Annotated in this window: 27 protein-coding genes; 19 read left to right on the top strand and 8 right to left on the bottom strand. The window is 71.4% G+C overall.

Going from position 1 to position 24,593, the window contains the following annotated elements:
• Both ACFPLC_RS27705 and ACFPLC_RS27710 read right to left on the bottom strand, forming a co-directional pair.
• Complete coding sequence (locus tag ACFPLC_RS27705; protein ID WP_378192795.1) at positions 1-1,104, bottom strand: DUF4037 domain-containing protein; 1,104 nt, start codon at positions 1,102-1,104, stop codon at positions 1-3.
• Positions 1,105-1,158: 54 nt separating this feature from the next.
• Positions 1,159-1,635 (bottom strand): hypothetical protein, encoded by a 477-nt coding sequence (locus ACFPLC_RS27710; RefSeq protein ID WP_378192797.1) that lies wholly within the window; start codon positions 1,633-1,635, stop codon positions 1,159-1,161.
• 62 nt (positions 1,636-1,697) lie between these two features.
• Here ACFPLC_RS27710 and ACFPLC_RS27715 point away from each other — a divergent pair, with 62 nt between their 5' ends.
• From ACFPLC_RS27715 to ACFPLC_RS27725, 3 genes are all read left to right on the top strand, one after another.
• Positions 1,698-2,939, top strand: a complete 1,242-nt coding sequence (locus tag ACFPLC_RS27715) for an aspartate aminotransferase type Ic (RefSeq protein ID WP_378192799.1) — start codon at positions 1,698-1,700, stop codon at positions 2,937-2,939.
• Between the two features lie 116 nt (positions 2,940-3,055).
• Positions 3,056-4,033, top strand: coding sequence for a ferritin-like domain-containing protein (locus ACFPLC_RS27720; RefSeq protein WP_378192801.1), 978 nt, complete (start codon positions 3,056-3,058; stop codon positions 4,031-4,033).
• 67 nt (positions 4,034-4,100) lie between these two features.
• Positions 4,101-5,207, top strand: a complete 1,107-nt coding sequence (locus tag ACFPLC_RS27725; protein ID WP_378192803.1) for an FAD-dependent oxidoreductase — start codon at positions 4,101-4,103, stop codon at positions 5,205-5,207.
• Here the strand turns inward: ACFPLC_RS27725 and ACFPLC_RS27730 are convergent.
• Complete coding sequence (locus tag ACFPLC_RS27730) at positions 5,204-5,950, bottom strand: TetR/AcrR family transcriptional regulator (protein ID WP_378192805.1); 747 nt, start codon at positions 5,948-5,950, stop codon at positions 5,204-5,206. The two genes, ACFPLC_RS27725 and ACFPLC_RS27730, sit on opposite strands and share 4 nt — an antisense overlap.
• 113 nt (positions 5,951-6,063) lie before the next feature.
• Between ACFPLC_RS27730 and ACFPLC_RS27735 the strand changes: the two genes are divergently transcribed.
• A complete protein-coding gene (locus ACFPLC_RS27735) occupies positions 6,064-6,813 on the top strand; it encodes an SDR family oxidoreductase (protein WP_378192807.1) in 750 nt (249 codons plus the stop codon).
• A gap of 9 nt (positions 6,814-6,822) precedes the next feature.
• Here ACFPLC_RS27735 and ACFPLC_RS27740 read toward each other — a convergent pair whose 3' ends face one another.
• Entirely contained in the window at positions 6,823-7,866 is a 1,044-nt protein-coding gene (locus tag ACFPLC_RS27740) for a LacI family DNA-binding transcriptional regulator (RefSeq protein ID WP_378192809.1), read from the bottom strand.
• A 161-nt stretch (positions 7,867-8,027) separates the two neighbouring features.
• On the opposite strand from ACFPLC_RS27740, the gene ACFPLC_RS27745 reads away from it, so the two are divergent.
• From ACFPLC_RS27745 to ACFPLC_RS27765, 5 genes are read left to right on the top strand one after another with little or no spacing between them, the layout of a single operon-like run.
• On the top strand, positions 8,028-9,308 hold the full coding sequence (locus tag ACFPLC_RS27745; RefSeq protein ID WP_378192811.1) for an ABC transporter substrate-binding protein: 1,281 nt from the start codon (positions 8,028-8,030) through the stop codon (positions 9,306-9,308).
• Complete coding sequence (locus ACFPLC_RS27750) at positions 9,308-10,228, top strand: carbohydrate ABC transporter permease (RefSeq protein WP_310976341.1); 921 nt, start codon at positions 9,308-9,310, stop codon at positions 10,226-10,228. Before ACFPLC_RS27745 ends, ACFPLC_RS27750 begins: the two co-directional genes overlap by 1 nt.
• Positions 10,229-10,237: 9 nt before the next feature.
• Positions 10,238-11,125 (top strand): carbohydrate ABC transporter permease, encoded by an 888-nt coding sequence (locus ACFPLC_RS27755; RefSeq protein ID WP_378192813.1) that lies wholly within the window; start codon positions 10,238-10,240, stop codon positions 11,123-11,125.
• Positions 11,126-11,143: 18 nt separating this feature from the next.
• A complete protein-coding gene (locus ACFPLC_RS27760; RefSeq protein WP_378192815.1) occupies positions 11,144-12,508 on the top strand; it encodes a GH1 family beta-glucosidase in 1,365 nt (454 codons plus the stop codon).
• Between the two features lie 43 nt (positions 12,509-12,551).
• On the top strand, positions 12,552-12,896 hold the full coding sequence (locus ACFPLC_RS27765) for an antibiotic biosynthesis monooxygenase family protein (protein WP_378192817.1): 345 nt from the start codon (positions 12,552-12,554) through the stop codon (positions 12,894-12,896).
• A 4-nt stretch (positions 12,897-12,900) separates the two neighbouring features.
• Here the strand turns inward: ACFPLC_RS27765 and ACFPLC_RS27770 are convergent, their stop codons facing one another.
• Entirely contained in the window at positions 12,901-14,697 is a 1,797-nt protein-coding gene (locus ACFPLC_RS27770; RefSeq protein ID WP_378192819.1) for an AMP-dependent synthetase/ligase, read from the bottom strand.
• 128 nt (positions 14,698-14,825) lie between these two features.
• Here ACFPLC_RS27770 and ACFPLC_RS27775 point away from each other — a divergent pair, with 128 nt between their 5' ends.
• The 8 genes from ACFPLC_RS27775 to ACFPLC_RS27810 all read left to right on the top strand — a co-directional run bounded on the left by ACFPLC_RS27775 (position 14,826) and on the right by ACFPLC_RS27810 (position 20,347).
• Positions 14,826-15,233, top strand: coding sequence for a polyketide cyclase / dehydrase and lipid transport (locus ACFPLC_RS27775; RefSeq protein ID WP_378192821.1), 408 nt, complete (start codon positions 14,826-14,828; stop codon positions 15,231-15,233).
• Between the two features lie 9 nt (positions 15,234-15,242).
• Positions 15,243-16,037 (top strand): metallophosphoesterase family protein, encoded by a 795-nt coding sequence (locus tag ACFPLC_RS27780; RefSeq protein ID WP_378192823.1) that lies wholly within the window; start codon positions 15,243-15,245, stop codon positions 16,035-16,037.
• 26 nt (positions 16,038-16,063) lie between these two features.
• On the top strand, positions 16,064-16,498 hold the full coding sequence (locus ACFPLC_RS27785; RefSeq protein ID WP_378192825.1) for an SRPBCC family protein: 435 nt from the start codon (positions 16,064-16,066) through the stop codon (positions 16,496-16,498).
• Between the two features lie 3 nt (positions 16,499-16,501).
• A complete protein-coding gene (locus ACFPLC_RS27790) occupies positions 16,502-17,635 on the top strand; it encodes an ArsA family ATPase (RefSeq protein WP_378192827.1) in 1,134 nt (377 codons plus the stop codon).
• On the top strand, positions 17,632-18,027 hold the full coding sequence (locus ACFPLC_RS27795) for a hypothetical protein (RefSeq protein ID WP_378192829.1): 396 nt from the start codon (positions 17,632-17,634) through the stop codon (positions 18,025-18,027). The genes ACFPLC_RS27790 and ACFPLC_RS27795 overlap by 4 nt, the downstream gene beginning before the upstream one ends.
• A 16-nt stretch (positions 18,028-18,043) precedes the next feature.
• Entirely contained in the window at positions 18,044-18,982 is a 939-nt protein-coding gene (locus ACFPLC_RS27800; RefSeq protein ID WP_378193154.1) for an ROK family protein, read from the top strand.
• A 180-nt stretch (positions 18,983-19,162) separates the two neighbouring features.
• The gene (locus ACFPLC_RS27805; RefSeq protein ID WP_378192831.1) at positions 19,163-19,492 is read left to right on the top strand and encodes a hypothetical protein; all 330 of its coding nucleotides are present in this window, start codon (positions 19,163-19,165) and stop codon (positions 19,490-19,492) included.
• Positions 19,493-19,504: 12 nt separating this feature from the next.
• Positions 19,505-20,347 carry an NUDIX domain-containing protein gene (locus tag ACFPLC_RS27810; RefSeq protein ID WP_378192833.1) on the top strand — a complete coding sequence of 281 codons (843 nt, stop codon included), beginning with the start codon at positions 19,505-19,507 and terminating at the stop codon, positions 20,345-20,347.
• On the opposite strand, the gene ACFPLC_RS27815 is transcribed toward ACFPLC_RS27810, so the two are convergent.
• Genes ACFPLC_RS27815 through ACFPLC_RS27825 form a run of 3 tightly spaced genes read right to left on the bottom strand, consistent with a single transcriptional unit; the run spans position 20,344 to position 22,757 of the window.
• A complete protein-coding gene (locus ACFPLC_RS27815) occupies positions 20,344-21,483 on the bottom strand; it encodes a glutamate--cysteine ligase (protein WP_378192835.1) in 1,140 nt (379 codons plus the stop codon). The two genes, ACFPLC_RS27810 and ACFPLC_RS27815, sit on opposite strands and share 4 nt — an antisense overlap.
• A 9-nt stretch (positions 21,484-21,492) precedes the next feature.
• The gene (locus ACFPLC_RS27820; protein ID WP_378192837.1) at positions 21,493-21,993 is read right to left on the bottom strand and encodes a hypothetical protein; all 501 of its coding nucleotides are present in this window, start codon (positions 21,991-21,993) and stop codon (positions 21,493-21,495) included.
• Positions 21,990-22,757 (bottom strand): alpha/beta hydrolase, encoded by a 768-nt coding sequence (locus ACFPLC_RS27825; RefSeq protein ID WP_378192839.1) that lies wholly within the window; start codon positions 22,755-22,757, stop codon positions 21,990-21,992. The genes ACFPLC_RS27820 and ACFPLC_RS27825 overlap by 4 nt, the downstream gene beginning before the upstream one ends.
• Positions 22,758-22,970: 213 nt before the next feature.
• Here ACFPLC_RS27825 and ACFPLC_RS27830 point away from each other — a divergent pair, with 213 nt between their 5' ends.
• Positions 22,971-23,732 carry a lysophospholipid acyltransferase family protein gene (locus tag ACFPLC_RS27830; protein WP_378192841.1) on the top strand — a complete coding sequence of 254 codons (762 nt, stop codon included), beginning with the start codon at positions 22,971-22,973 and terminating at the stop codon, positions 23,730-23,732.
• Between the two features lie 73 nt (positions 23,733-23,805).
• Positions 23,806-24,294 carry a polyadenylate-specific 3'-exoribonuclease AS gene (locus ACFPLC_RS27835; RefSeq protein WP_378192843.1) on the top strand — a complete coding sequence of 163 codons (489 nt, stop codon included), beginning with the start codon at positions 23,806-23,808 and terminating at the stop codon, positions 24,292-24,294.
• The last annotated feature ends 299 nt before the right edge of the window (positions 24,295-24,593 follow it).

Here is a 24,593-nt window from a genome sequence, read left to right on the forward strand (position 1 = left end):
TCAGACGCCGGAGCTCGGGGGAACCAGCGCGGCCGTGACGGCGCGAGCCGCCGCGCGATCGCCGAGCAGATCGGTGCTGTCGGCGAACTGGTCGATCGCCCCGGTGCGCGGCAAAACACGGAGTGCCGGGTCGGTCAGGGTGTCGAGGAGCGCCTGGCTGAACCGGTCCGCGCGCAGGACCTGGAACGGACGGTCGTGGTAGGGGCGGGTGCCGGGATCGAGCGGCTCGGTCAGGCCGAGCCGGTTGTGCAGCTCGGCGATGGCGGTGTACGCCGCCGCGAGGTGGCCCTCCCGTTCGGGCCAGGTGGTCGCGGCCAGTGCCGCGGTCAGTGCCGGCGAAACGGTGGCCGCGAACGGGAGCCGGGTGAAGGCGCTGCCGAGCCATTTGCCGTAGGGCGGAAATCGGCGGTGCATCAGCAGGCTCAGGCGCAGGAGCTCCCGGACCAAGCGGGCCGCGACGACGGCCGAGCCGAGTTCGTCGCCGACTTCGCCGCACCGTCCGACGAACGCCTCTTCCTGCGAGATCCGCTGCCACTGGCAGGCCAGGAGGTAACGCCAGATCTGCTCCGGGTACCAGCCGAGCCGCGCGCGAACCGCGGTGAGTTCGCCCGTGGGGTCGTGGAAGACCGCGCCGGCGGTGAGTTCGGCGAGGGCCTGGGTGGGGGTGGCGAGCCAGTCGAGCGTGGTGATGGCCTCGCGGGGATCGAAGCCCAATTGGCCGGGGAGCCATTCGTCGAGGGTGGTGACGTCGACGCGGTGGAAGACCGGTCCGTCGGTGGCCACCATGTGGCGCACGTGCTCGTTCTCGGTGGGGCCGAAGTTGGTGGGGTAGCCGTGGAACGCCTTGGGCAGCTCGTCGCTCAACATCGCGACGACGTCTCGGGCGTATCGCTCCGCGTCGTCGCGGCTCAAGAAGAGCTGCAGACGTGGCCCCCATTCGTGATCGGCGGAGCGAGCCGTGTCGAAGCCGAGGACCTCCGAACCGGTGCCGATCCGCGCGGCCGTGTACGGCAGTTCCCCGAAGTGCGCGTGGAGCACCGGCCGGACTGCCTCGTGGTAGAAGCGGCGGGACAGTTCCAGGCCGGGGAGGAACGACTGGTCCATGGGCCGCATGATGCCGCCCCGGCGGGTGCGCCGCGACCGGATATCGACGACCCCTCAGCCGTCCCAGACTGTCGCGCCCTGCCGCAGAACCTCCACATCGGACCGCTCTTCCACCGGCCACAGCTCCACCACGTACCGGTAGTGCTCCCCGAACTCGTGCTCGTTCCAGGTCGTCGCGGGCGGACCGGCAGGCACGTAGGAAACCCGCGCCCGGTACAACCCGGGAAGCACCGAAAAGAACTTTTCCTGCGACGGGTAATCCGAAGGCCCGGAAATCACCAACCGCCCGCTCGGAACCGGAAGATCCGCTTCCACCACGTGCTCGGCGTCGGCCAGAAGACCGGGCGCCGAGGGCAGCAGCGTCACCGAAGACTCGACCACGTCCGAGCGTGCCGTCGCGATGGCGAGGCCGCCCGGCTCCGCCCCGATCCGGTGGTCCACCGCGGAATCGGTCCAGCCGCTGCCCGTCAACCGGGCGCGGGAATCCCGGATGGCGAACTGGCGCTGGTCGGCGTGGACGACGAGATGCACACCAACCACCCTAGCCAGGACCCGCCCCGAAATGGTATCGACGGCGGGTTTAGCGTTGACCCATGACCACTGCTTCCGTCGACGTCGACACGGCCCGCAGCGAGTACGCGGCCCTGGTCGGCCGAGGCCTCTCCCTGGACATCACCCGCGGCAAGCCGTCCCCCGAGCAGCTCGACCTCTCGAACGCGCTGCTCTCCCTCCCGGGCGACGGCAGCTTCAAGGCCGAGGACGGCACCGACGTCCGCAACTACGGCGGCCTCAACGGCCTGCCCGAGCTGCGCCGCATCTTCGCCGCCGCGCTGCAGGTGCCCGCCGGGCAGCTGCTCGCCGCCGGCAACTCGAGCCTCGAGCTGATGCACGACGCCGTCGTCCAGGCCCTGCTGAGCAAGCTGCCCGGCGCCGAACGCCGCTGGGCCGACGAGCCGCAGGTGAAGTTCCTCGCCCCCGTCCCGGGCTACGACCGCCACTTCGCGCTCACCGAGCGCTTCGGCATCGAGCTCGTCCCGGTGGCGATGACCGACGAGGGCCCGGACATGGACGTCGTCGAGACGCTGGTCGCCGAAGACCCGGCCGTCAAGGGCATCTGGTGCGTCCCCAAGTACAGCAACCCCACCGGCGTCACGTTCAGTGACGACGTCGTCCGGCGGCTCGCCACCATGCGCACCGCGGCGCCGGACTTCCGGATCTTCTGGGACAACGCCTACGCCGTGCACCACCTCACCGACGACGAGCCGGAGCTGGCCGACCTGCTGGCCCTGGCCACCGAGGCCGGCCACGCCGACCGCGTCTTCGTCTTCGGCTCCACCTCGAAGATCACCCTGGCCGGAGCCGGCGTCGGCTTCTTCGGCGCGTCCGAGGCCAACCTCGCCTGGTGGACCGGCAACACAGGCAAGCGCACCATCGGCCCCGACAAGGTCAACCAGCTGCGTCACGCCCACTTCCTCAAGGACGAGGCCGGCGTCCGCGCGCACATGCGCAAGCACGCCGAGATCATCGGCCCGAAGTTCGCGGCCGTCGACCGGATCCTCTCCGAGGAGCTGGCCGACCTGGCGTCCTGGACCAAGCCGACCGGCGGGTACTTCATCACGCTGACCGTCCCGCGGGGCACCGCGAAGGAGGTCGTGCGGCTGGCGAAGGAGGCCGGGGTCGCACTGACCCCCGCCGGGGCGACCCACCCGCACGGGAACGACCCGGACGACGCCGTCATCCGCATCGCGCCGACCTTCCCGAAGCTCGAAGAGGTCGAAGAGGCCGTCCGCGCGCTCGCCGTGTGCGTCCGGCTCGCGGTCGCGCAGCGCGGCTGACCTGGGCAAACGCAAGTCGATCAAAATTTTTCCCGTTTTGACCGAGCCGGGGGACGCCCAGGTACGTATGACCGGTGGGTGAGGTGGACGAACTCGTCACGAGAGGACGTCCCCCGGTGTTCGGAAAACGCTACACACAGCAGCTGATCGAGCGCAGCGCGGAGAACGCGACCGACCGCCGCCGCTTCCTCAAGGCTGCGGGAGCGGCGGGGCTCGGCGTCGCGGGCGCCGGCGCGCTCGGCGGTGCGTTGTCGCTGGGCCTCGGCTCGGCCGGTGCCACACAGCAGTACGGAGGTCAGGGAGGTGACAAGGCGAAGGAGCAGGCGAGCGACGCCGCCGTGCTGAACTTCGCGCTGAACCTCGAGTACCTCGAGGCCAACCTGTACTCGTTCGCCGTCTACGGCTACGGGCTGAACGAGAAGTACGTCAACGGCGTCGGCAACCTGGGCAAGGTCTCCGGTGGGCACGCGGTGCAGTTCAAGAGCGAGCACACCAAGCAGCTCGTCCAGGAGATCGCCGGCGACGAGGTCGCCCACGTGAACTTCCTGCGCAAGGCGCTCGACAAAGCCGCCGTCGCGCAGCCGGAGATCGACTTCCAGAACAGCTTCACCGCGGCCATGCAGGCCGCCGGGGTGATCAAGCAGGGCCAGACGTTCGACCCGTTCGGCAGCGAGAACAACTTCCTGCTCGCCGCCTACCTGTTCGAGGACGTCGGCGTGTCCGCGTACAAGGGCGCCGCCCCGCTGGTGAACAACAAGACGTTCCTCGACGCCGCCGCGGGCATCCTGGCCGTCGAGGCCTACCACGCCGGGATCGTGCGGTCGGCGCTGTTCGAGCGCGGCCTCGGGGACATCACGAACAAGATGTCCGACGCCCGCGACAGCCTCGACGGCAAGGCCGACGACGACGAAGGCGTCCTCAAGAACGGCAAGGCGAACCTCGTCCCGGCCGACGCCAACGGCATCGCGTTCGGGCGCTCCGCCGAGCGCGTGCTCAACATCGCCTACCTCAACCCGGACAAGGTGTCCTCCGGTGGGTTCTACCCGCGCGGCTTGAACGGCGACATCGCCACCAGCGGTGCGAAGGAGAAGTAGGCACCGCGTGCCGCCGCCACGGTAACGTCACCGGCGGCGGCACGCGGAGTCGACGGGGGGACGCGAAGTGCGGGTACTGGTCGCGGGTGGCGGGATCGCGGGCACGGTCACGGCCATGGCGCTGAAGCTCGCCGGGCACGACCCGGTCGTGTACGAGGCCTACCCCGCAGGCGGGGACGACATCGGCGCGTTCCTCACGATCATGCACAACGGCATGGACGCCCTGCGCGCGATCGGGGCCGACCGGCCGGTGATCGACAGTTCGTTCGCCGCGTACGGCGTCGAACTCGTCGCCCCGACGGGGGAGACCCTGGGGCGGCGCGAGTTCGACACCGAAGGCCTCGACGGGCCGCGCACCCTGACCCGCGCGACGCTCTACCGCGTCCTGCAGGACGAGGCCGAGCGCCGCGGTGTCCCGCTGGAGCGCGGCAAGCGGCTGGTGGGCGCGCAGCCCGGCCCGGACGGGATCACGGCGGAGTTCGCCGACGGCACCACCGAAACAGGTGACGTGCTGGTCGGCGCGGACGGGTTGCGCTCGGTCGTCCGGCGGCTGATCGACCCGGCCGCGGACGAGCCCCGCTATACCGGGTTGACCGTCGTGTACGGCTACACGCGGGCCGCCGGGCTGCCCGCCGCGCCCGGGATCTACCGGATGATCCGCGGGAGCCGGGCCGCCTTCGGGTTCACCACGGACACCGGCGGCGCTACTTTTTGGTTCGCCCGCATCCCGGACGTCGAGCGCTCCCGCGAGGAGATCGCGGCGGTCACCCCGGCGGGCTGGCGCGAGTTCGCGCACGCGGCGTTCGACGGAGATCCGTTGCCCTGCGCGGACATCATCGCCGCCACCGGCGAGGAGGTGTTCGGCGGCCACTCCTACGACGTCCCGGAAACCCGGCTCTGGTCGACGCCCGAGATGGTCCTGACCGGCGACGCCGCCCACGCCGCGTCCCCGGCCGCGGGCCAGGGCGCGTCGATGGCGCTGGAGGACAGCGTCGTGCTCGCGCAGTGCCTGCGCGACCTGCCGGACCCGGCCTCGGCTTTCGCGGCGTACGAAGGGCTTCGCCGTGAGCGCGTGGAGAAGCTGGTGAAGGCGAGCGCGGGCGGGGACGTCGGCGAGCAGCCCGGCTGGCTGTACTCCCACCACATCGACTGGGACGCGAAGATCACCGCCTAGTCTGCGGCCACGGCCGGGTGACCGTCTCCGCGGGCGGGGAGGCCGGCGGCGATGCCGTCGAGGACGTGGTCGAGCCCGTACTGGAAGCGGGCGGCCGGGGGGAGGTGCGAAACCCGCGCCTCCCGGACCGTGCGGGTGAACATCGGATAGCGTCCGCTCATGACGACCTGGGCGACGTACGGCCCGACGTAGGCGCTCATCCACTCAGCCGTGTCCATGCCGGTGCGACGGGCTTCCGCCAGCCAGCCGATCTCCCGGTGCACGGCGCTGTGGACGTAGTCGGTCAGCATCCCCACCAGGCTGGTGATCCGGTCGATGTCCAGGTCGAACCCGGCCAGTGTGGCGAGGGTGAAGTCGTAGACGCGCAGGGAGTTCGGCCCCAGCGTGGGGCGCCGGTTGGCCAAGGCCACCTGCCAGGGGTGGCGCAGGCCGACCTCGCGGGTCCGGTGGGCGACCAGCGACAGGTCGGCTCGCCAGTCGCCGCCGGGCCGGTCGGGGAGCTCGATTTCCCCCGTGACGGCGTCGAGCATCAGGTCGATCAGATCGTCGCGGCTCGGTACGTACCGGTACAGCGACATGGCGCCGGTGCCGAGGTCGGCGGCGATGCGCCGCATCGTCGCGGCGTCCAGCCCCTCGGCGTCGGCGACGGTGATGGCGGCCTGCGTGATCCGCGCCCGGCTGTAGCCGGGGCGGCGGCCCGGTCCGGAGCGCTCCGGATTTTCCGGGCGCATCCAGATGGTCACGTGCTCTCCGTCCACCATGGACCCCTCTCGCTCTTGCGTACATCGTACCCGAATTGCTAGCGTCTAATTCGAGTACGACGTACTCGAATCAGACGAAACGAGGAACGAGCACCATGACAACCCTCTCCGGGAAGACCGCGCTGGTCACCGGCGGCAGCCGGGGCATCGGCCGCGCGATCTCCCGCCGCCTCGCCCGCGACGGCGCCCGCGTGGCCGTGCACTACGGCAGCAACGTGACCGCGGCCGAGGAAACGGTCGCCGAGATCGAGGCCGACGGCGGCCGGGCTTTCACGATCGAGGCCGAGCTCGGCACGCCCGGCGACGCCGAACTCCTGTGGCAGGGGTTCGACGCCCACGCCGACGGCCTGGACATCCTGGTCAACAACGCGGGGATCCACGGCGACGTCGCCGAAATCCAGGAGGTGACACCCACGAGCTTCGACCGGATCTTCGCGGTCAATACGCGCGCGCCGTTCTTCGTCATCCAGCACGGCCTGCGGCGCCTGCGGGACGGCGGGCGGATCGTCAACGTCTCCACGATGCAGACGCGTGGCTCCCGGTTCCCCGGCTCGATCGCCTACGCCATGTCCAAAGGCGCGCTCGACGTGGCGTCCGCGACGCTGGCCAAGCAACTGGCCTCCCGGGCGATCACCGTCAACGTCGTGGCGCCCGGGGTCGTCGACACCGACATCCACGAGGGCCGGCTCGTCGGGGACGCCCGGACGTGGGTGTCTTCGCTGTCCGCGCTGGGCGGGATCGGCGTACCCGAAGACATCGCCGACGTCGTCGCCTTCCTCGCCTCCGACGACAGCCGCTGGGTCACCGGGCAGTGGATCGACGCCTCCGGCGGCACCCTCGTGTAGGCCACGCGCTCACGAGCGGGCACCGCACGAATCGCGGACCACCAGTTTCGTCGGGAGCAGCACGGGTTCCGGGGCGCCGGCGTTCTCGAGCATCGCCAGCATCGCGCCCGCCGCCGCGGTGCCGAAGCCCGGCTTGTCCTGGGCCACCGTCGTCAGGGCCGGGTCCACCAGGGACGCCACTTCGATGTCGTCGAAGCCCACCACGGCCAGGTCGGCCGGCACCCGCAGCCCGGCCGCGCGGGCCGCCAAGAGCGCGCCGACCGCCATCTCGTCGCTGGCCGCGAACACCGCCGTCGGCGGCTCCTTGCGGGCCAGCAGCCGCCGCATGCCGACGAACCCGCTCTCGCGGTAGAAGTCGCCGCCGACCACGAGATCCTCCGACACCGGCAGCCCGGCTTCGGCCAGCCCGCGCCGGTAACCCTCGGTGCGGGCGGCCGCCGGCGCGTTGCCGCGGGGGCCGGTGATCGTCGCGATCCGGCGGTGCCCGAGTGCGGCCAGGTGCCGGACCGCTTCCGCCGCGCCCCCGGCGTTGTCCGACGTCACGTGCGTCGCCCGCGGACCGGACAGAGCCACGTCGAGCGCGACGCACGGCAACCCGGACTGGGCGAAGGCGGTGAACGCGTCGGCGTCCGTCCCGCTGTCGATGAGCACCAGCCCGGCCAGGTGGTGGCGCCGGGTCATGCTCACGTACCCGATCGGGTCGGCCAGCGACACGCCGGGGTGGCGGTCGCGGGCGTCGTCGCTCGTCGCGAGCAGCAGCAGGTGGTAGCCGTGCGAGCTGAGCGCCGATTTGAGGCCCAGCAACAGGTCCTGCAGGAACGGGTGCCGCCAGCCGGGCCGCCGGTGGTCGGTGTCCCAGACCAGCCCGACCATCGCCGACTGCTGCCGCGACAGCGCGCGCGCCGACTCGTTAGGCGAGAAATCGAGGTCCCGCGCGACGCGCTCGACGCGTTCCCGGGTCGTCGCGCTGACCGTGGCGGGGCGGTTGAACACCCGGGACACGGTGGCGACGGAAACCCCGCAGAGCTGCGCGACCTCGCGGGCGGTGACCATGGCGAACCTCCGTTGTTGTAACCGGTTACATCTCTAGCACACGGGCTCAGGCTGCGTAAACGCCGGGATGCTTTATCATTTCGTTACTTGACGGAAACCCCTTGGGAGCGCTCTCATGGGGCCCACGTTTTCCCGACGGCCCGCAGAACAACGGAGATCTCATGCGCCCGAAAACGAGAAACCGCCGGATCCGCCTGCTCGCCGGGGTGGGTGCCACCCTGGTCGCGCTCACCGCGCTGAGCGCCTGCGGGGACAGCGGCGCCGCCGGCGGCAAGGTCAAGCTGAGCCTCGGCCTCTTCGGCAACTTCGGCTACACCGACCTGATCAAGGAGTACCAGGCGGCGCACCCGGACATCGAGATCACCGAGCGGACCGCCGCCTACTCCGACCACCACAAGAACCTCGCCGCGCACCTGGCCACCGGCGCCGGTGCCGCGGACATCGAGGCCATCGACACCGGCTACGTCGCCCAGTTCAAGGCGACGCCGGACAAGTTCGTCGACCTCAACACCGTGGGCGGCGACAAGCTCAAGGACCGCTGGCTGAGCTGGAAGTGGGCCGCGTCGCTGGCCAAGGGCGGCCAGCAGATCGGCTACGGCACCGACGTCGGCGGCCTGGCCATCTGCTACCGCCGCGACATGTTCAAGGCCGCCGGGCTGCCGGAGGACCGGGACGCCGTCTCCGCGCTCTGGCCCACGTGGCAGAAGTTCTTCGACGCGGGCAAGCAGTTCCAGGCCAAGGCGCCGAACGGCGTCAAGTTCATGGACGGCGGCCCGACCGTGCTCAACGCGATCGTCGGCCAGGCGCCGCAGGGCTACTACGACCAGAACGACCAGATCATCGTCGGCAGCAACCCGGCGCTGCGCCAGGGCTGGGACCTCGTGGTCGACGCGGTCAAGGCGAACCTGAGCGCCGGCCTGCTCTACAGCACGCCGCAGTGGAACACCGGCTTCACCCAGGGCCAGTTCGCCACCGTCACCTGCCCGGCGTGGATGATGACCAAGATCAAGGACCAGGCGCCGGACACCGCGGGCAAGTGGGACGTCGCGGCCGTGCCCGGCGGGGGCGGCAACTGGGGCGGCTCGTACCTGACCGTGCCCAAGCAGGGCAAGCACACCAAGGAAGCCGCCGAGCTCGCCGCGTGGCTGACCGCGCCCGAGCAGCAGGCGAAGGTGTTCACCAGCAAGGGCCTGCTGCCCTCGGCGCCGTCGCTCTACGACGACCCGAAGATCACCGGCTACACGAACCCGTTCTTCAACAACGCGCCGGTGGGCAAGGTGTTCACCGACGCGGCGAAGAAGCTGAACCCGCAGTACCAGGGCCCGAAGGCCGGCGACGTGCAGACCGAGTTCGGCAACGCGATGCAGCGCGTCGAGCAGGGCAAGCAGGACGGCCCGGCGGCGTGGGACCAGCTGGTCGGTGACGTCGCGAAGATCAAGTAATGGCACTCACCTTCGCCGAGCGGCGGCAGAAGTGGGACGTCAAGCTGTCGCCGTTCGGCTTCATCAGCCCGTACTTCCTCATCTTCGGCGTCTTCGGGTTGTTCCCGCTGGTGTACACGGCCGTCGTGTCGCTGCAGAAGCGGAACCTCATCGACGCCGAGGGTGCGCAGTTCATCGGGTTCGGCAATTACGAGCAGCTGCTGTTCCACGACCCGTACTTCTGGAACTCGATGGGGAACACGGTCAGCCTGTGGCTGCTGACCACGATCCCGCAGATCCTGTTCGCGCTCGGCATCGCCCACCTGCTCAACCGGCGGCTGCGCGGGCGGATGTTCTTCCGGATGGGGATGATCCTGCCGAACATCACCTCGGTGGCGGCGGTGACGATCATCTTCGCGCAGCTGTTCGGCCGGGACTTCGGCCTGGTCAACTGGGTGCTGAGCTGGTTCGGCGCCGGGCAGGTCGACTGGCAGGCCGGCACGGCCAGCTCGCACACCGCCATCGCGGCGATGGTGGTGTGGCGCTGGACCGGCTACCACGCGCTGATCTTCCTGGCTTCGATGCAGGCGATCCCGTCGAGCATGTACGAGGCCGCCACCCTCGACGGCGCCAAGGGGTGGCAGCAGTTCTGGCGGATCACCGTGCCGCTGCTGCGGCCGCAGATCATCTTCTCCACGGTGATCGCGACGACCGGGAACATGCGGCTGCTCGCCGAGCCGCTGCTGTTCAACCCCGGCACCGCGGCCGCCACCGGAGGGTCGGACCGGCAGTTCCAGACGGCCGCGCTCTACCTCTACGAACAGGGATTCGCCAAGTACGACTTCGGCTACAGCTCGGCGATCGCGCTGATCCTGGCCGTGGCCACGATGCTCGTCGCGGGCCTGTCGTACCTGGTGACCCGGCGCATTTCCACGGACTGAGGAGCGGACATGACCACCGTGCTGACCCCGGCGGCACCCGCGCCGCCGTCGACCTCGCCCGGGCGGGCCCGGCGGCTCGCGCGCCGCGTCGCGAGCCCGTGGACCTACGCCGCGCTGATCGCCATCCTGGCCGGCTCGGCGTTCCCGGTGTACTGGTCGTTCGTCGTCTCTTCGCAGACGACGGAGGCGGTCGGGAAGGTGCCGCCGGTGCTCGTGCCCGGCGGGCACCTGTTCGAGAACATCGCCCGCGTCTTCGACGAGACGGACTTCGCGCTGGCGCTGGGCAATTCGCTCATCGTCGCGGGCACGATCACCGTGTCGGTGGTGCTGTTCTCGACGCTGGCCGGGTTCGCCTTCGCCAAGATGCGCTTCCGCGGGCGGACGGCGCTGCTGCTCGTCGTGGTCGCCACCCAGGCGATCCCGACCGAGCTGGGCGTCGTGCCGCTGTACATGATGATGGCCGACTTCGGGTGGGCCGGGCAGCTGCAGGCGGTGATCGTGCCCGGCCTGGTCACCGCGTTCGGCGTGTTCTTCATGCGCCAGTACTTCGAGCGGGCGCTCCCGCTGGAGCTGCTGGAAGCCGGCCGGATGGACGGCTGCGGCTCGCTGCGGCTGTTCTGGCACGTGGCCCTGCCCGCCGCCCGCCCGGCCGCGGCGGTGCTCGGGCTGTTCACCTTCATGCAGGCCTGGAACGACTTCTTCTGGCCGCTGGTGGTGCTGGTGCCGGAGAACCCGACCGTCCAGACCGCACTGTCCACTCTGGCCAGCGGCTACACCACCGACTACACGCTCGTGCTCACCGCCGCCACCATCGGCACCGTCCCCGTCCTGATCGTGTTCCTGCTGTTCGGCCGCCAGATCGTCGGCGGCATCATGCAGGGCGCGCTCAAGGGCTGACCCCTCCCGGAGCTCACCGTGACTTCCAGTTTCCCGCCTGCCTTTCGCTGGGGCGTCGCGACCTCGGCGTTCCAGATCGAGGGCGCCACGACCGCCGACGGCCGCGGACCGTCCATCTGGGACACCTTCGCGTCGGTGCCCGGCGCGGTGGCCGGCGGCCACACCGGCGAACCGGCGGCCGACCACTACCACCGCTGGGAGGCCGACCTCGACCTGCTCGCCGAACTGGGGGTCGACTCCTACCGGTTTTCGGTGTCGTGGCCGCGGATCCAGCCGTCCGGCCGGGGTGCTCCCGAACGCCGGGGCCTCGCCTTCTACCGGCGGCTGGTGGAAGGGCTGCGGGAGCGGGGGATCGAGCCGTTCCTGACGCTCTACCACTGGGACCTGCCCCAGGCGTTGGAGGACGAGGGCGGCTGGCGCTCCCGCGACACGGCGTACCGGTTCGCCGAGTACGCGGCGCTGGTGCACCGGGAACTGGGCGACGTCGTGGACTTCTGGACGACCCTGAACGAGCCGTACCCGTGCGCGGTGGCCGGGTACGGCGAAGGCCGCCACGCGCCGGGGGCGCGGGAGGGACACGGCGCGCTGGCGGCCGCCCACCACCTGCTGCTGGGCCACGGCCTGGCGGTCCGGGCGATGTGCGAGCAGGCGGCGCTGCCGCACCAGTTCGGCATCGTCCTCAACCAGTCCCCGGCGGTTCCGGTGTCCGACTCGCCGGCGGACGCGGCGGCGGCCGCCCGCCAGGACACGCTCCTGCGCCGCCAGTTCACCGACCCGCTGTTCGGCGGCCGGTACGCGCCGGGCCTGGCGGCGATGTTCGACGGGGTCTCGGACTTCTCGTTCCGCCGCGACGAAGACCTGGAGATCATCGGGGCGCCCCTGGACTACCTGGGCGTGAACTACTACTACCGCCTGCACTGCGCGGACGCTCCGCACCGCGAGCCGGCCCCGGCCCGGCGGACGGTGGCCGACATCGGGGTGGACACCACGCGCCTGCCGGACGTCCCGCGCACCGGGATGGGCTGGCCGGTCGAGCCGGAGGGCCTCACGGAAGCGCTGGTGGGCCTGCACAACCGCTACCCGGGGCTGCCGCCGGTGTACGTCACGGAGAACGGGTGCGTGTACGCGGACCGGAGTGACTTCGCGGACTACGAGCGCATCAGTTTCCTGAGCGAGCACATCGAGGCGGTCCGCACCGCGGCCGTGGCCGGCGTGGACCTGCGCGGGTACTTCTGCTGGTCGCTGCTGGACAACTTCGAGTGGGCGCACGGGTACAAGCACCGCTTCGGGCTGATCCACGTCGACTACGAGACGCAGGCCCGCACGCCGAGGTCGAGTTACCGCTGGTACCGCGACTTCATCGCGGCCGAGCGCACACCGTGAGAAACGGGTGGCCCGCCCGGGCGGGCCACCCTACGGTGACGCCATGAGCGATCACCCGGAAGCGCCGGTCGGCCCCTTCGAACCGCCGTACTACGTGGCCGTCTTCAGCACCGTGCGCACCGCCGAGCAGAGCGGCTACGCCGAGACCAACGCGCGCATGGAGGAGCTGGTCGCGGCGATCCCCGGGTACCTGGGCATGGACCACGCCCAGACCCCCGGCGGCCTCGGCATCACCGTCGGGTACTTCCGCGACGCCGACGCGCTCGCGCAGTGGCGGAGCCACGCCGAGCACCGGGCGGCGCAGCGGCGCGGGCGGGCCGAGTGGTACGAGAGCTACACCCTGCACGTGGCGAAGGTGGAACGCAGCACCGGCTTCACCCGGCCTTGATCGGCTACTTCTTGTACAGGCCTTCGATGTCGTCGGCGTAGTTCTTCGTGACCACGTTCCGCTTCAGCTTCAGGCTCGGCGTGATCTCCCCGCCGGCCTCGGTGAAGTCGTTCGCCAGCACGGTGAACTTCTTGATCGCCTCGGCCTTGGACACCGACTTGTTCGCCTCGTCGACCGCGGCCTGGATCTCCGCGAGCAGGTCCGGGTCCGCGGCGAGGTCCGCCACCGAAGCGCCGGAAGGCTTGCCGTGCTGGGACTTCCAGGACGGGAAGTACTCCTCGTCCACGGTGACCAGTGCCGCGATGAACGGGCGCTGGTCGCCGACCACCATCGCCTGGCTGACCAGCGGGCAGGCCTTGATCGTGTCCTCGAGGCCGGACGGGGCGACGTTCTTGCCGCCCGCCGTCACGATGATCTCCTTCTTGCGGCCGGTGATCTTCAGGAAGCCGTCGGGGTCCAGCTCGCCCAGGTCGCCGGTGTGGAACCAGCCGTCGGTGAGCGCTTCCTTCGTCGCCTGCGGGTTGTTGTAGTACGCCCGGAACACGACGTCGCCCTTGAGGAGGACCTCGCCGTCGTCGGCGATGCGGACCGACGTGCCGTTGACCGGCTTGCCGACCGTGCCGACGCGGAACGCCGTCTGCGTGTTGACGTTCGCCGCCGCGGACGTCTCGGTGAGGCCGTAGCCCTCGAACACCGGGACACCGATGCCGCGGAAGAAGTGGGCCAGCCGCGCGCCCAGCGGCGCGCCGCCCGAGACGGCCGCGACGCAGCGGCCGCCGAGGGCCGCGCGCAGCTTGCCGTAGACCAGCTTGTCGAACACGAGGTGCTTCAGCTTCAGGCCGAGCCCGGCGCCGCCCTTGTCCTGCGCCTCGCTGTAGGCGACCGCGGTGGCCTCGGCGGCGTCGAAGATCTTGCCCTTGCCCTCGCTGTGGGCCTTCTGCTTCGCCGAGTTGTAGACCTTCTCGAACACGCGCGGCACGGCGACGACGAACGTCGGCCGGAAGGTGCCCAGGTCGGCGACCAGGTTCTTGACGTCCGGGGTGTGCCCGAGGGTGACGCGGGCGGTGAGCGCGGTGACGGCGATCGCCCGGGCCAGCACGTGCGCCAGCGGCAGGAAGCACAGCAGCGAGTTGCCCTGCTCCATCAGCTGCGGGAACGCCTCGATGTCGGCGCGGATCTCGGCCAGGAGGTTGCGGTGGGTCAGCTCGACACCCTTGGGGCGGCCGGTGGTGCCCGAGGTGTAGACGATGGTGGCCAGCTCGTCCGCGGTCACCTCGCGGCGGCGGTCGTGCAGCTCGTCGTCCGAAAGGGAGGCGCCCAGCGTGGACAGCTCCTCGACGGCGGGGGAGTCGCCCTCGATCTGCCAGGTGTTCTGCAGGTCGGTGAGCCGGTCGCGGATCTCCTCGACCGCCGCGGCGTGGGCGTTCGTCTCGACGAACACGCCCTTGGCGGCCGAGTCGGAGAGGATCCAGTGCACCTGTTCGGGGGAGGACGTGTCGTAGATGGGCACGGTCACCGCGCCGGCCGCCCAGATCGCGAAGTCGATCAGCGTCCACTCGTAGCGGGTCTTCGACATCAGGCCCACGCGGTCACCGCGGCCGATCCCGGCCTTGGCCAGGCCCTTGGCCACGGCCAGCACCTCCGCCGCGAACTCCTTGGCGGTCACGTCCAGCCAGCTGCCTTCGACCTGGCGGCGGAAGCTCACCACGTCGGAGAACCGCTCGGCGTTCGCCCAGACGACGTCGGACATGTTTTCGTCGTCGGCCACCGGCTTGCCGGCGGGAGCGCTGTATTCGCGCACGTGGACCTCCGTGTTCAAACGCGTGCGGCAGGTGACACCGCTGTTACCCGCCAGTCAACTTAGCGTGGTGAGCACCTTAAGACCATGCTGATCGACCCCGCGAGGCGAGGCCGTGACATTCTTCGCACGTGAACGCGCCACCCTCACTCGACATCGTCGACGAGACGTTCCTCGCCGTTCCGCCCGCCACCGTGGCCGCGGTCTTCGCCGAGCCGGCCTCCTGGCGGCGCTACTGGCCCGACCTGGTCCTGGAGGTCTACACCGACCGGGGGGACAAGGGCCTGCGCTGGACCGTGACGGGCGCGCTCGTCGGTACGATGGAGGTCTGGCTCGAGCCGGTGCTCGACGGCACCCTGCTGCACTACTTCCTGCGGGCGACCCCCGCCGACGCGGCCGGGGCGCCCCGTGCGCTGGCGCCACGTGACCTGCGGCGGGAGTTCGACCGGCGGGCCCGCGCGGCCAAGGCGATCGCGCTCGGGCTCAAGGAGATCCTGGAGGACGGGCGCGAGCCCGGCGTCCCTCCGCGCGAGAGCTAGGGGAGCAGGGTGCGGGTACACGTCGTCTCGGACGTGCACGGCAACGCGGACGCGTTGAAGCGGGCCGGCGACGGGGCGGACGCCCTGGTCGTGCTCGGCGACCTGATCGACTTCGTCGACTACCACGACCACGAAAAGGGCATCATGGGCGCCCTGTTCGGCGGCGAGAAGGTCGGCGAGTTCGCCCGCCTGCGCCGCGAGGGCACCCGTGACGAAACCGTTGCCTTCTCGCGCACGCTCTGGGCGACCCTCGAAGACCCGGCCTCCGCGGTCGACGAGGCCATCCGCAGCCAGTACGCGACGCTGTTCGCGGCGATGACCGCGCCCACCTACGCCACCCCCGGCAACGTCGACACCCCGGCGCTGTGGCCGGAGTTCGCCGGCGAGGGCGTGCGGGTGCTCGACGGCGAGGTCGCGGAGATCGGCGGCCTGCGGTTCGGGTTCGTCGGCGGCGCGCTGCTGCCCGACGGCGTCGTCCCGCGGCCCCGCAAGGGCGCCGCCTGGCGGCCCTACCTGCGGGACCGCGCGGACTACGACCGGAGCGTGGCCGCGCTGACCGACGTGGACGTGCTCTGCACGCACGGCCCGCCGGCCCTGCCGGAGCTGACCTACGACGTCGTCGCCCGCCGCAGCGAGATCGGTTCGACGGCGCTGCTGGAGCTGATCCGGGCGCAGCGGCCGCGCTGGTCGGTGTTCGGGCACGTGCACCAGCCACTGGCGCCCCGCGCCCGGGTCGGCCTGACCGAGTGCCGCAACGTGGGGCACTTCAAGGAGACCGGGCAGCCCTACGTGCTGCGCTGGTGACCAACCGCGGCGGCTACGCTTCGACCATGGCCGAGCAGTCCACACAGTCCATCGAGGTCGACGCCGAGCCCAGCCGGGTGATGGCCGTGATCGCCGACTTCCCCGCGTACCCGGAATGGGCCAAGGCCGTCCGGCAGGCCGAGGTCCTCGACACCGACGCCGAAGGCCGGGCGAAGCAGGTCAAGCTGACCCTCGACGCCGGTCCGATCAAGGACGTCTACACCCTCGAGTACGACTGGGACGAAGACGGCCTCGGCGTCAGCTGGCACCTGGTCAAGGGCCAGATGCAGAAGGCGCAGAACGGCCGCTACGCGCTGGCCGACCTCGGCGGCCGGACGCGGGTCACCTACACGCTGTCGGTCGAGCTGGCGCTGCCGATGATCGGCCTGCTGCGCCGCAAGGCCGAGAAGATGGTCATGGACACCGCGCTGAAGGAGCTCAAGAAGCGGGCCGAGGGCTAGCCCGTGCGGATCCTGCTGTGCACCGGCAAGGGGGGTGTCGGGAAGACCACGCTGGCCGCGGCCACCGGCGCCGCCCTCGCCGCCCGCGGCAGGAAGACCCTCGTCGTGTCCACGGACCCGGCTCACTCCCTCGGTGACGCCTTCGCCCGCCCCCTCGGCGCGGAACCGTCCGAAGTGGACGCCCTGCTCTCGGGGGTGCAGGTCGATGCGCGGACCCTGGTGGACGCCTCCTGGGAGCGGCTGCGCGGCGAACTGCGCGCGGTGCTGTCCGGCGCGGGGCTCGACACCCTCGACGCCGAAGAGCTCACCGTGCTGCCCGGCGTCGACGAGCTGCTCGCCCTCACCGAGGTCCGCCGGCTGGCCGAGGACGGCCCGTGGGAGACCGTTGTCGTCGACTGCGGGCCGACGGCCGAGACGCTGCGGCTGCTCGCCCTGCCCGAGGCCGTCTCCGGCTACCTGACCCGCGTGTTCGGGCCGCGCGGCCGCGTCACGGACTCGGTGCGCCGCCTCGGCGCCCACCTCGACGGCCTGCGCGCCCTGCTCACCGACCCGGTGGTGACGACCGTCCGGCTGGTCCTGACGCCGGAGCGGGTGGTCGTCGCCGAGGCGCGGCGCACGCTCAGTTCGCTGGCCCTGCGCGGCATCGCCGTCGACGGCCTGATCGCCAACCGGCTGATGCCCGCGCCCGGCATCTGGCGCGGGGGCGCCGCGTCCTGGCTGCGCACGCGCCGGACGCAGCAGGACGCCGTGCTCGCCGAACTCGCCGCGGCCGGGATCGCGCCGGTCGCCCGGGTCGAGCACCGCGCCGTCGAGCCGGTCGGGCTGCCCGCGCTGCTGGAGATCGCCGCCGAGCTCTACCGCGGCGAAGACCCGCTCGCGGGCCACGGCACCCCGGTCACCCCGCTGCTGCGCGTGCGGCCCGCCGACGGCGGGTACACTCTGCGCGTCGCGCTCCCGCTCGCGCGGGACGCCGAGGTCGACCTCGCCCGCGTCGACGACGACCTGGCGATCACCGTGGACGGCTTCCGCAGGCTCGTCGCCCTGCCGGAGCCGCTGCGGCCGTGCCGGATCACCGGCGCGGAGTCCGACGCCGACGGCCTGGTCGTGCACCTGGCCGGGAACCGGGGACGCGGGTGAGCGAAGAGCAACACGGGCCGCGCCTGACGGAGGAGATCCGCCTGCTCGCCGAGCTGGTCGCCGACAAGGCGGCGCCGTGGCTCGAAGGCGTGCTGGCGGCCGGGCACGGCGCGCTTGACGAGGCGAAACCGGATGGTTCGGCGTGCGGGTGGTGCCCGTTCTGTGCGATCGTCGCGGTGGTACGGGGTGAACGGCCCGAGCTGGTCGCGCGGCTGGCCGAGCAGCTCGCGCAGCTGGTCGCCCTGCTGCGCGCGGTGCTCGCGGACCGCTGGGAGCCGGAGGAGGGCGTGCACATGCCCGGGTTCCGGCCCGCGCCGCGGCCCGCGGACCCGCGGCCGTCGCCGCGGGTGCAGCACATCGCCGTCCGCCGGCGCGACGAGTGGGAGAGCTGAGTTGCGGACGATAGGGGTGGACGTCGGCGGGACGAGCATCCGGGCCGGCGTGGTGGACGAACGCGGCTCCCTGCTCGACACGGCGCGCGTCGCGACGCCGACCGAGGAGGGCGCGCTCGAGGACGCCATCGCCGGCGTGGTCGAGGACCTGCGCAACCGCCACGAGGTGGCCGGGGTCGGGCTGGCGGTGGCGGGCTTCGTGGCGCGCGACCGCCGCTCGGTGATGTTCGCCCCGCACCTGGCGTGGCGCGGCGCCCCGGTCGCCGACCGGATCGAGAAGCGCGTCGGCCTGCCGGTGCTGCTGGAGCACGACGTCAATTCGGCGATCGTGGGCGAGCACCGTTTCGGAGCGGCCCGCGGCGCCCAGGTGGCGGCCCTGGTGGCCCTGGGCACGGGCATCGGCGCGGGGCTGCTGCTGGACGGCAAGCTGTACCGCGGCGCGTACGGCGTGGCCCCGGAGCTGGGCCACCTGACGGTGGTCCGCGGCGGCCGCCCGTGCCCGTGCGGCAAGTACGGCTGCTGGGAGCGCTACTGCAGCGGAACGGCCCTGGCGGCGACGGCGGTGGAGCTGCTGGCCCGCCACCCGGGCCGCTCGACGGTGCTGGCCCCGCAGGTCGCGGGCGACCCGGGATCGGTCACGGGCAGGCGAGTGGCAGGCGCGGCCCGCGACGGCGACCCGATCGCCCAGCTGGCGATGGCGGAGCTGGCCAAGTGGCTCGGCGAGGGCCTGGCGCTGGTGGCGGACGTGTTCGACCCGGAGATCATCGTCATCGGGGGAGGGGTGTCGGAGTCGGCGCCGCTGTTCCTCGACGAGGCCCGGGAGCACTACGCGGGGACGATCACGGGGGCGCGTCACCGGCCGTTGGCGAGGATCCGGACGGCTCACCTGGGCGACGACACGGCGATCGTCGGTGCGGCGGCTTTGGCGTTGGAGGTGGCGAAGACCCCGGTCTGATCCGGGCTGGGACTGTGGCCGATCCTTCGGTGGTCTTTCCCGCCGCCCCGTCTGCGTTCCCGTTCGTCTGCTGCCGTGGCTTTTCCCGCGGCTGCAGCGGCGCCCGCGTTCGGCCCGGCGAATTGCCCGGTGTCGGCCCACTCTCGATCGGGTATCCCCCACGAGGGGAAGGGAGCGGGGATGCCGACGGAAGTGTGGATCGGCGTAGGGGGAGCCATTCTGATCGCCGCCGCGGCTTTCGCCCGGCGGAAGGCGAACCGGAAATGGGCGCAGGTGGCCGCGAGCGGTCTCGTCCTCGCGGGCTGGACGCTCGTCGCGCACTTCCTGGTCAAGCCGCTCGTGCCCGCCTCGGTCTTGGCCGGCGTCATCCTCGGCGGCTGCACCCTCGGCATCTTCCTGGCCGCTCTGATCGGCGGCCGAAGCGGCCGAAGCGGCCGGAGCAGCCGTGCGGACCGGGCCGATCCGCAGCCGACCGCCCGCGACGACCAGCGACCCACGACCGACGTGTGACAGGCTGAGCAGGTGAGTGCCCCCTCCGCGAGTGTGTTCGTCCGCTGTTCCTGCGGGCACGTGCACTGGGGCCGCTACGGCGCCGCCGGGTTGCTGCTCGTCGATCCCGCCCGCGGCGTCCTCCTGCAGCGCCGCGCCTGGTGGGTGCACCACGGCCGCACCTGGGCCCTGCCCGGCGGGGCCATCGAAGCCGGCGAGACCGCCCGCACCGCCGCGGCCCGCGAAGCCTTCGAAGAGGCCTCCGTCCCCGCCGATGCCTTTCGCGCGGTCTCGGCGTCCGTCGTCGATCACGGCGACTGGAGCTACACCACCGTTCTCGCCCTCGCCGACGGCGCCGAGGCGCGCGTCGCCAACACCGAAAGTGCGGAGGTGCGCTGGGTGGATCCCGACGACGTCCCCGGTTACCCCCTTCACCGCGACTTCGCCGCCGCGTGGCCCGCTCTGCGCGACCGCGTCGGGCGCGAACTCGTCCTGGTCGTCGACGCGGCCAACGTCGTCGGCTCGCGTCCCGACGGTTGGTGGCGCGATCGGCACGGTGCCGCCGAGCGCCTCCGTGACCAGCTCGCCAAGCTCGCCGAAGCCGGCGTGCCGGACCGGGACGACCCGGCCGTGACCTGGTGGCCGCGGATCGTGCTGGTCGTCGAAGGAAAGGCGAAGCACGTCACGGGTACCGAAGGCGTCGAAGTCGTCGCGGCGGACACCGACGGCGACTCGAAGATCGTGGAGGTCGTCGCGCAGCAGCAGGCCGAGGTCCTGGTCGCGACGGCCGACCGGGAGCTGAAACGGCGCGTCGAAGCCCTCGGCGCGTCGATCCTCGGGCCCGGCACGCTCCGCACGCAGCTCGACCGGCTCTAGCCGCGCGCGATCCCGTCGCGCATCTCGGCGACCAGCGACGCCACCACGGCCTTGAGGCTGCCCTTGTGCTGCTCGGCGACCGCGCGCTGCCGCCGGTAGCTCGGCCCGTACTTCAGGATCGTCTCGACGTCGCGCAGCTCGGCCACGCAGTCCAGCCGGCGCGCCACCGGCTCGAGCCGGTCCAGCAGGTCCGCCACGTCGTCGGTGACCAGCCGCTCGCGGCCGGCCGCGTCCAGGATGACGATCGCGTCCGTGCCGTAGCGGGCCGCGCGCCACTTGTTCTCCTGGACGTGCCACGGCGGCAGCGTCGGCAGGATCTCGCCGTCTTCCAGGCGCTCGACGAAGTCGTCGACCAGGCACTGCGTCAGCGCCGCGATCGCGCCGACTTCCTCCAGCGTCGGCAGGCCGTCGCAGACGCGCATCTCGATCGTGCCGAGCTTCGGCGACGGCCGGATGTCCCAGCGGATCTCCGAGAAGCTGTCGATCACGCCGGTGGTGAACATGTCCTCGACGTAGCTCTCCAGCTCCGCCCACTTCCGGAACTGGAACGGCAGCCCGGCCGTCGGCAGCTGCTGGAACATCAGCGCCCGGTTCGACGCGTACCCGGTGTCCTCGGCGCCCCAGTACGGCGAAGACGCCGACAGCGCCTGCAGGTGCGGCGCGTAGTTGAGCAGCGCGTCGAGCACCGGCAGCACCTTCTCGCGGTGGTCGACCCCGACGTGGATGTGGACGCCGTAGATCAGCATCTGCCGTCCCCACCACTGGGTCCGGTCGATCAGCTTGGCGTAGCGCTCCTTGTCGGTGACCTTCTGCTGGTACCAGTTGGAGAACGGGTGCGTCCCGGCCGAGAACATCTCGACGCCGAGCGGGTCGGCGACGCCGTGCACGACGTCGAGTGAGTCGGCCAGGTCGGCCTTGGCCTCGGCGATCGTGTCGCAGACGCCGGTGATGATTTCGATCGTGTTGAGCAGCAGCTCCTGCTTGATCTTCGGGTGCTCCGCCTGCCCGTCGGGCCGGACGGCTTCCAGGATCTGCTCGGCGACCGAGGACAGCTCGCCGCTGCGGCGGTCCACCAGGCCGAGCTCCCATTCCGCGCCGACGGTCGATCGCCGCGAAGGACTGAACTCGATGTGCATCGCCGTCCGTCAGACCTGGGCGCCGTTGCTGGGGTCCGCGCCGGGCGGCGGGCCCTGGCGCACGCGGAGCAGCAGCAGCGCGATCGCCGTCGCGAGCGCGAGGATGCCCAGCGGGGTCGCCACCGTCGGGCCGACACCGATCGCGCCGGGCAGGATCAGCAGGAACAGCCCGGCCAGGAACAGCAGCAGGATGAGGAACGCGCCCATCTTCGGCCGGGGCAGCGGCGGTGGCTCCGGCGGGACGTAGTGCTCGTCGTCGTCCGCCGGGTCGTCGGAGAACATCGTGGTGTCCCACGACGTGCCGCCGGACCGCCAGCCGGGATCCGGCGGGGTGTCCACGGCCGGCGGCTCGGCGGGCCGCTCCGGCGTCTTGCGCGACTCGGTCCCGGCGGCTTCCGCGGTGTCGGCGGTGTCGTCTTCAGGGAGCCCGAACCCGCCGGCGCGCAGGTCGGCGACGATCTCGGCGAACGTCGCGTCGACGTCCTCCGGCCCGTCCTTCCCCCGGCTCATGCGGTCTCCTCGGGCTGGGCGGCGTGGGCCTTCGCGAACTCGACGCTGCGGGTGAAGATCACTTCGGCGTCGTTGTCCTGGGTTGCCACGTGGTAGCTGTTCTCCAGCACGACCTCGGTGACGTCGGTGCTCGAGACGCCCTCCAGCACCAGCTGCGAGTTCACCGGCTCGACGACGTGGTCGACCGACGAGTGCAGCAGCAGCACCGGCTGCGTCACCTTCGCCAGGTCGGCGCGCACGACCGCCCACAGCTTCGCCAGGCTCGCCGCCGCGCGCACCGGCGTGCGCGGGTAGGCCAGCTCCGTCTCGCCCGGCTTCTTGATGTCGTTCGCGATCGCCGGCACCGACGGCACGATCCGGCCCAGCACCGGCAGCAGCCGGGTGTCCCACTTCAGCCGCGTCACCGACGGGTTGACCAGGACGATCCCGGCGATCCGGTCGCCGAACTCCTCGGCCAGGCGCAGGGTGAGCGTGCCGCCCATGGAGAGGCCGCCGACGAAGACGGTCCGGCACGTCGCCAACAGCGCGAGCAGGGCCTCGCGGACGGCGCCGTACCAGTCTTCCCACGTCGTGCGGTTGAGGTCCGGCCAGCGGGTGCCGTGGCCCGGCAGCAGCGGGCAGCGCACCGTGAACCCGGCGGCGGCCAGGTGGTCACCCCAGGCCCGCATGCTCGCCGGGGTACCGGTGAACCCGTGGCACAGCAGGAACCCGGTTTCGGCCGAACCGGTGTGGCCGAACGGTTCCGCGCCGGCGAGCACGCCCATGCGATCGCCTTCCGTGTGAGCGGGGCAGTCCGTCCATGCTCTCACGCCCGGCGGGCGTTGTGGGGGTCCGCCCGGGCCGTGAATTCGCTGTGAGATCGATCGCTGCGGACGGGGTAACCGGGTGGTCGGCGTTGTGCGGCGGCCGCCGGTGTTCGTAGGCTGTTCGTCTCGGGTGGACAGGGGCTGCGGCTGCGATGGAGGACTGAGGCACCGGTGCTGTACTGGCTCATGAAGTGGGTGTTCCTCGGACCGCTGCTCAAGACGCTCTGGCCGACCAAGGTCGTCGGCGCGGAGAACATCCCCGAGACGGGTGGCGCGATCCTGGCCGGCAACCACCTGGCGGTCGCGGACTCGTTCTTCATGCCGCTGCGGGTCAAGCGCAAGGTGACTTTCCCGGCCAAGTCCGAGTACTTCACCGAGCCCGGGTTCAAGGGCACGCTCAAGAAGTGGTTCTTCACCGGCGTCGGCCAGTTCCCGATCGACCGCTCCGGCGGCAACGCCGCCCAGGCCGCGCTCGACACGGCGATCCGCCTGGTGCGCGAGGGGCACCTGCTCGGCATCTACCCGGAGGGCACCCGCTCCCCGGACGGACGGCTGTACAAGGGCAAGACCGGCGTCGCCCGCATCGCCCTGGAGTCCGGCGGCGTGGTGATCCCGGTGGCGATGGTCGGCACGGACAAGGTCAACCCGATCGGCTCGAAGATGTGGTGGCCGCGGCGGCTCGAGGTCCGGTTCGGCAAGCCCCTGGACTTCTCGCGCTACGAAGGTCTCTCGGGTGACCGGTTCATCGAGCGGTCGATCACCGACGAGATCATGTACGCCCTGATGGAGCTGTCGGGCCAGGAGTACGTCGACATCTACGCGGCGAAGGCGAAGGAGCTCCTGGCGGCGGAGGCGGCCGGGGTCAAGCCCGCGGTGCCCGCCCAGCCTTCCGCGCGCGACGCGGCCCGGGTGCCGGATTCCAAGGTCGGCTGAGCCACCACTCTCCGCCTTCCTCCCCACCACCACCCTCAACGGAGGCGCTTCGCGCCGCTGCTACCTTCCCGAAGTGCGTTTTTTCTACGACACCGAGTTCATCGAAGACGGCGTGACCATCGATTTGGTGTCGATCGGGGTGGTGGACGAGCAGGGCCGCGAGTTCTACGCGGTCTCGACCGAGTTCGACCCCTCGAAGGCGGGGCCGTGGGTCCGGGACAACGTCCTGGACAAGCTGCCCTCACCGGCCGACCGGGCGTGGCGGAGCAGGGAGAGGATCCGCAACGACCTGCTGGAGTTCTTCGGCAAGCCCCCGGGCGGCATCGAGCTGTGGGCCTGGTTCGCGGCGTACGACCACGTGGCGCTGGCCCAGCTGTGGGGCCCGATGCCGGCGTTGCCCCGGCAGCTGCCGCGGTTCACACGGGACCTGCGCCAGCGGTGGGAGGACGCGGGGAAGCCGAAGCTCCCGGCGGCACCGACGGACCAGCACGATGCGCTGGCGGACGCGAAGCACAACCTGGCGCGGTGGGAAGTCATCGAGAGCTACTTCCCGCGGCGCTGATCCTGTCGGCCGAGAGCCGGGGCCGCGGGGGCGCCCCCCGTTTTCCACGCTACCGGCAGGCACCGACACTTTCGCGCCGCTGACGCCCGGCTTGCCGGGGGTCCGAACGCAGTGAATGACTCATTCCTGGCATGGCACGCCAGGAATGAGTCATTCACTGCATCGCGACGGCGGCGCGAGCCCGGCCCGAACGTCGTGAATGACTCATTCAGGACCTCCGACGCCAGGAATGAGTCATTCACTGCACACGATCGAGCCCCGCCCACCCGGCCGCCCGGCACCTCGGAAGCGCGCAGAGC

Source organism: Amycolatopsis plumensis (genome assembly GCF_042652605.1).
Classification (GTDB): Bacteria; Actinomycetota; Actinomycetes; order Mycobacteriales; family Pseudonocardiaceae; genus Amycolatopsis; species Amycolatopsis plumensis.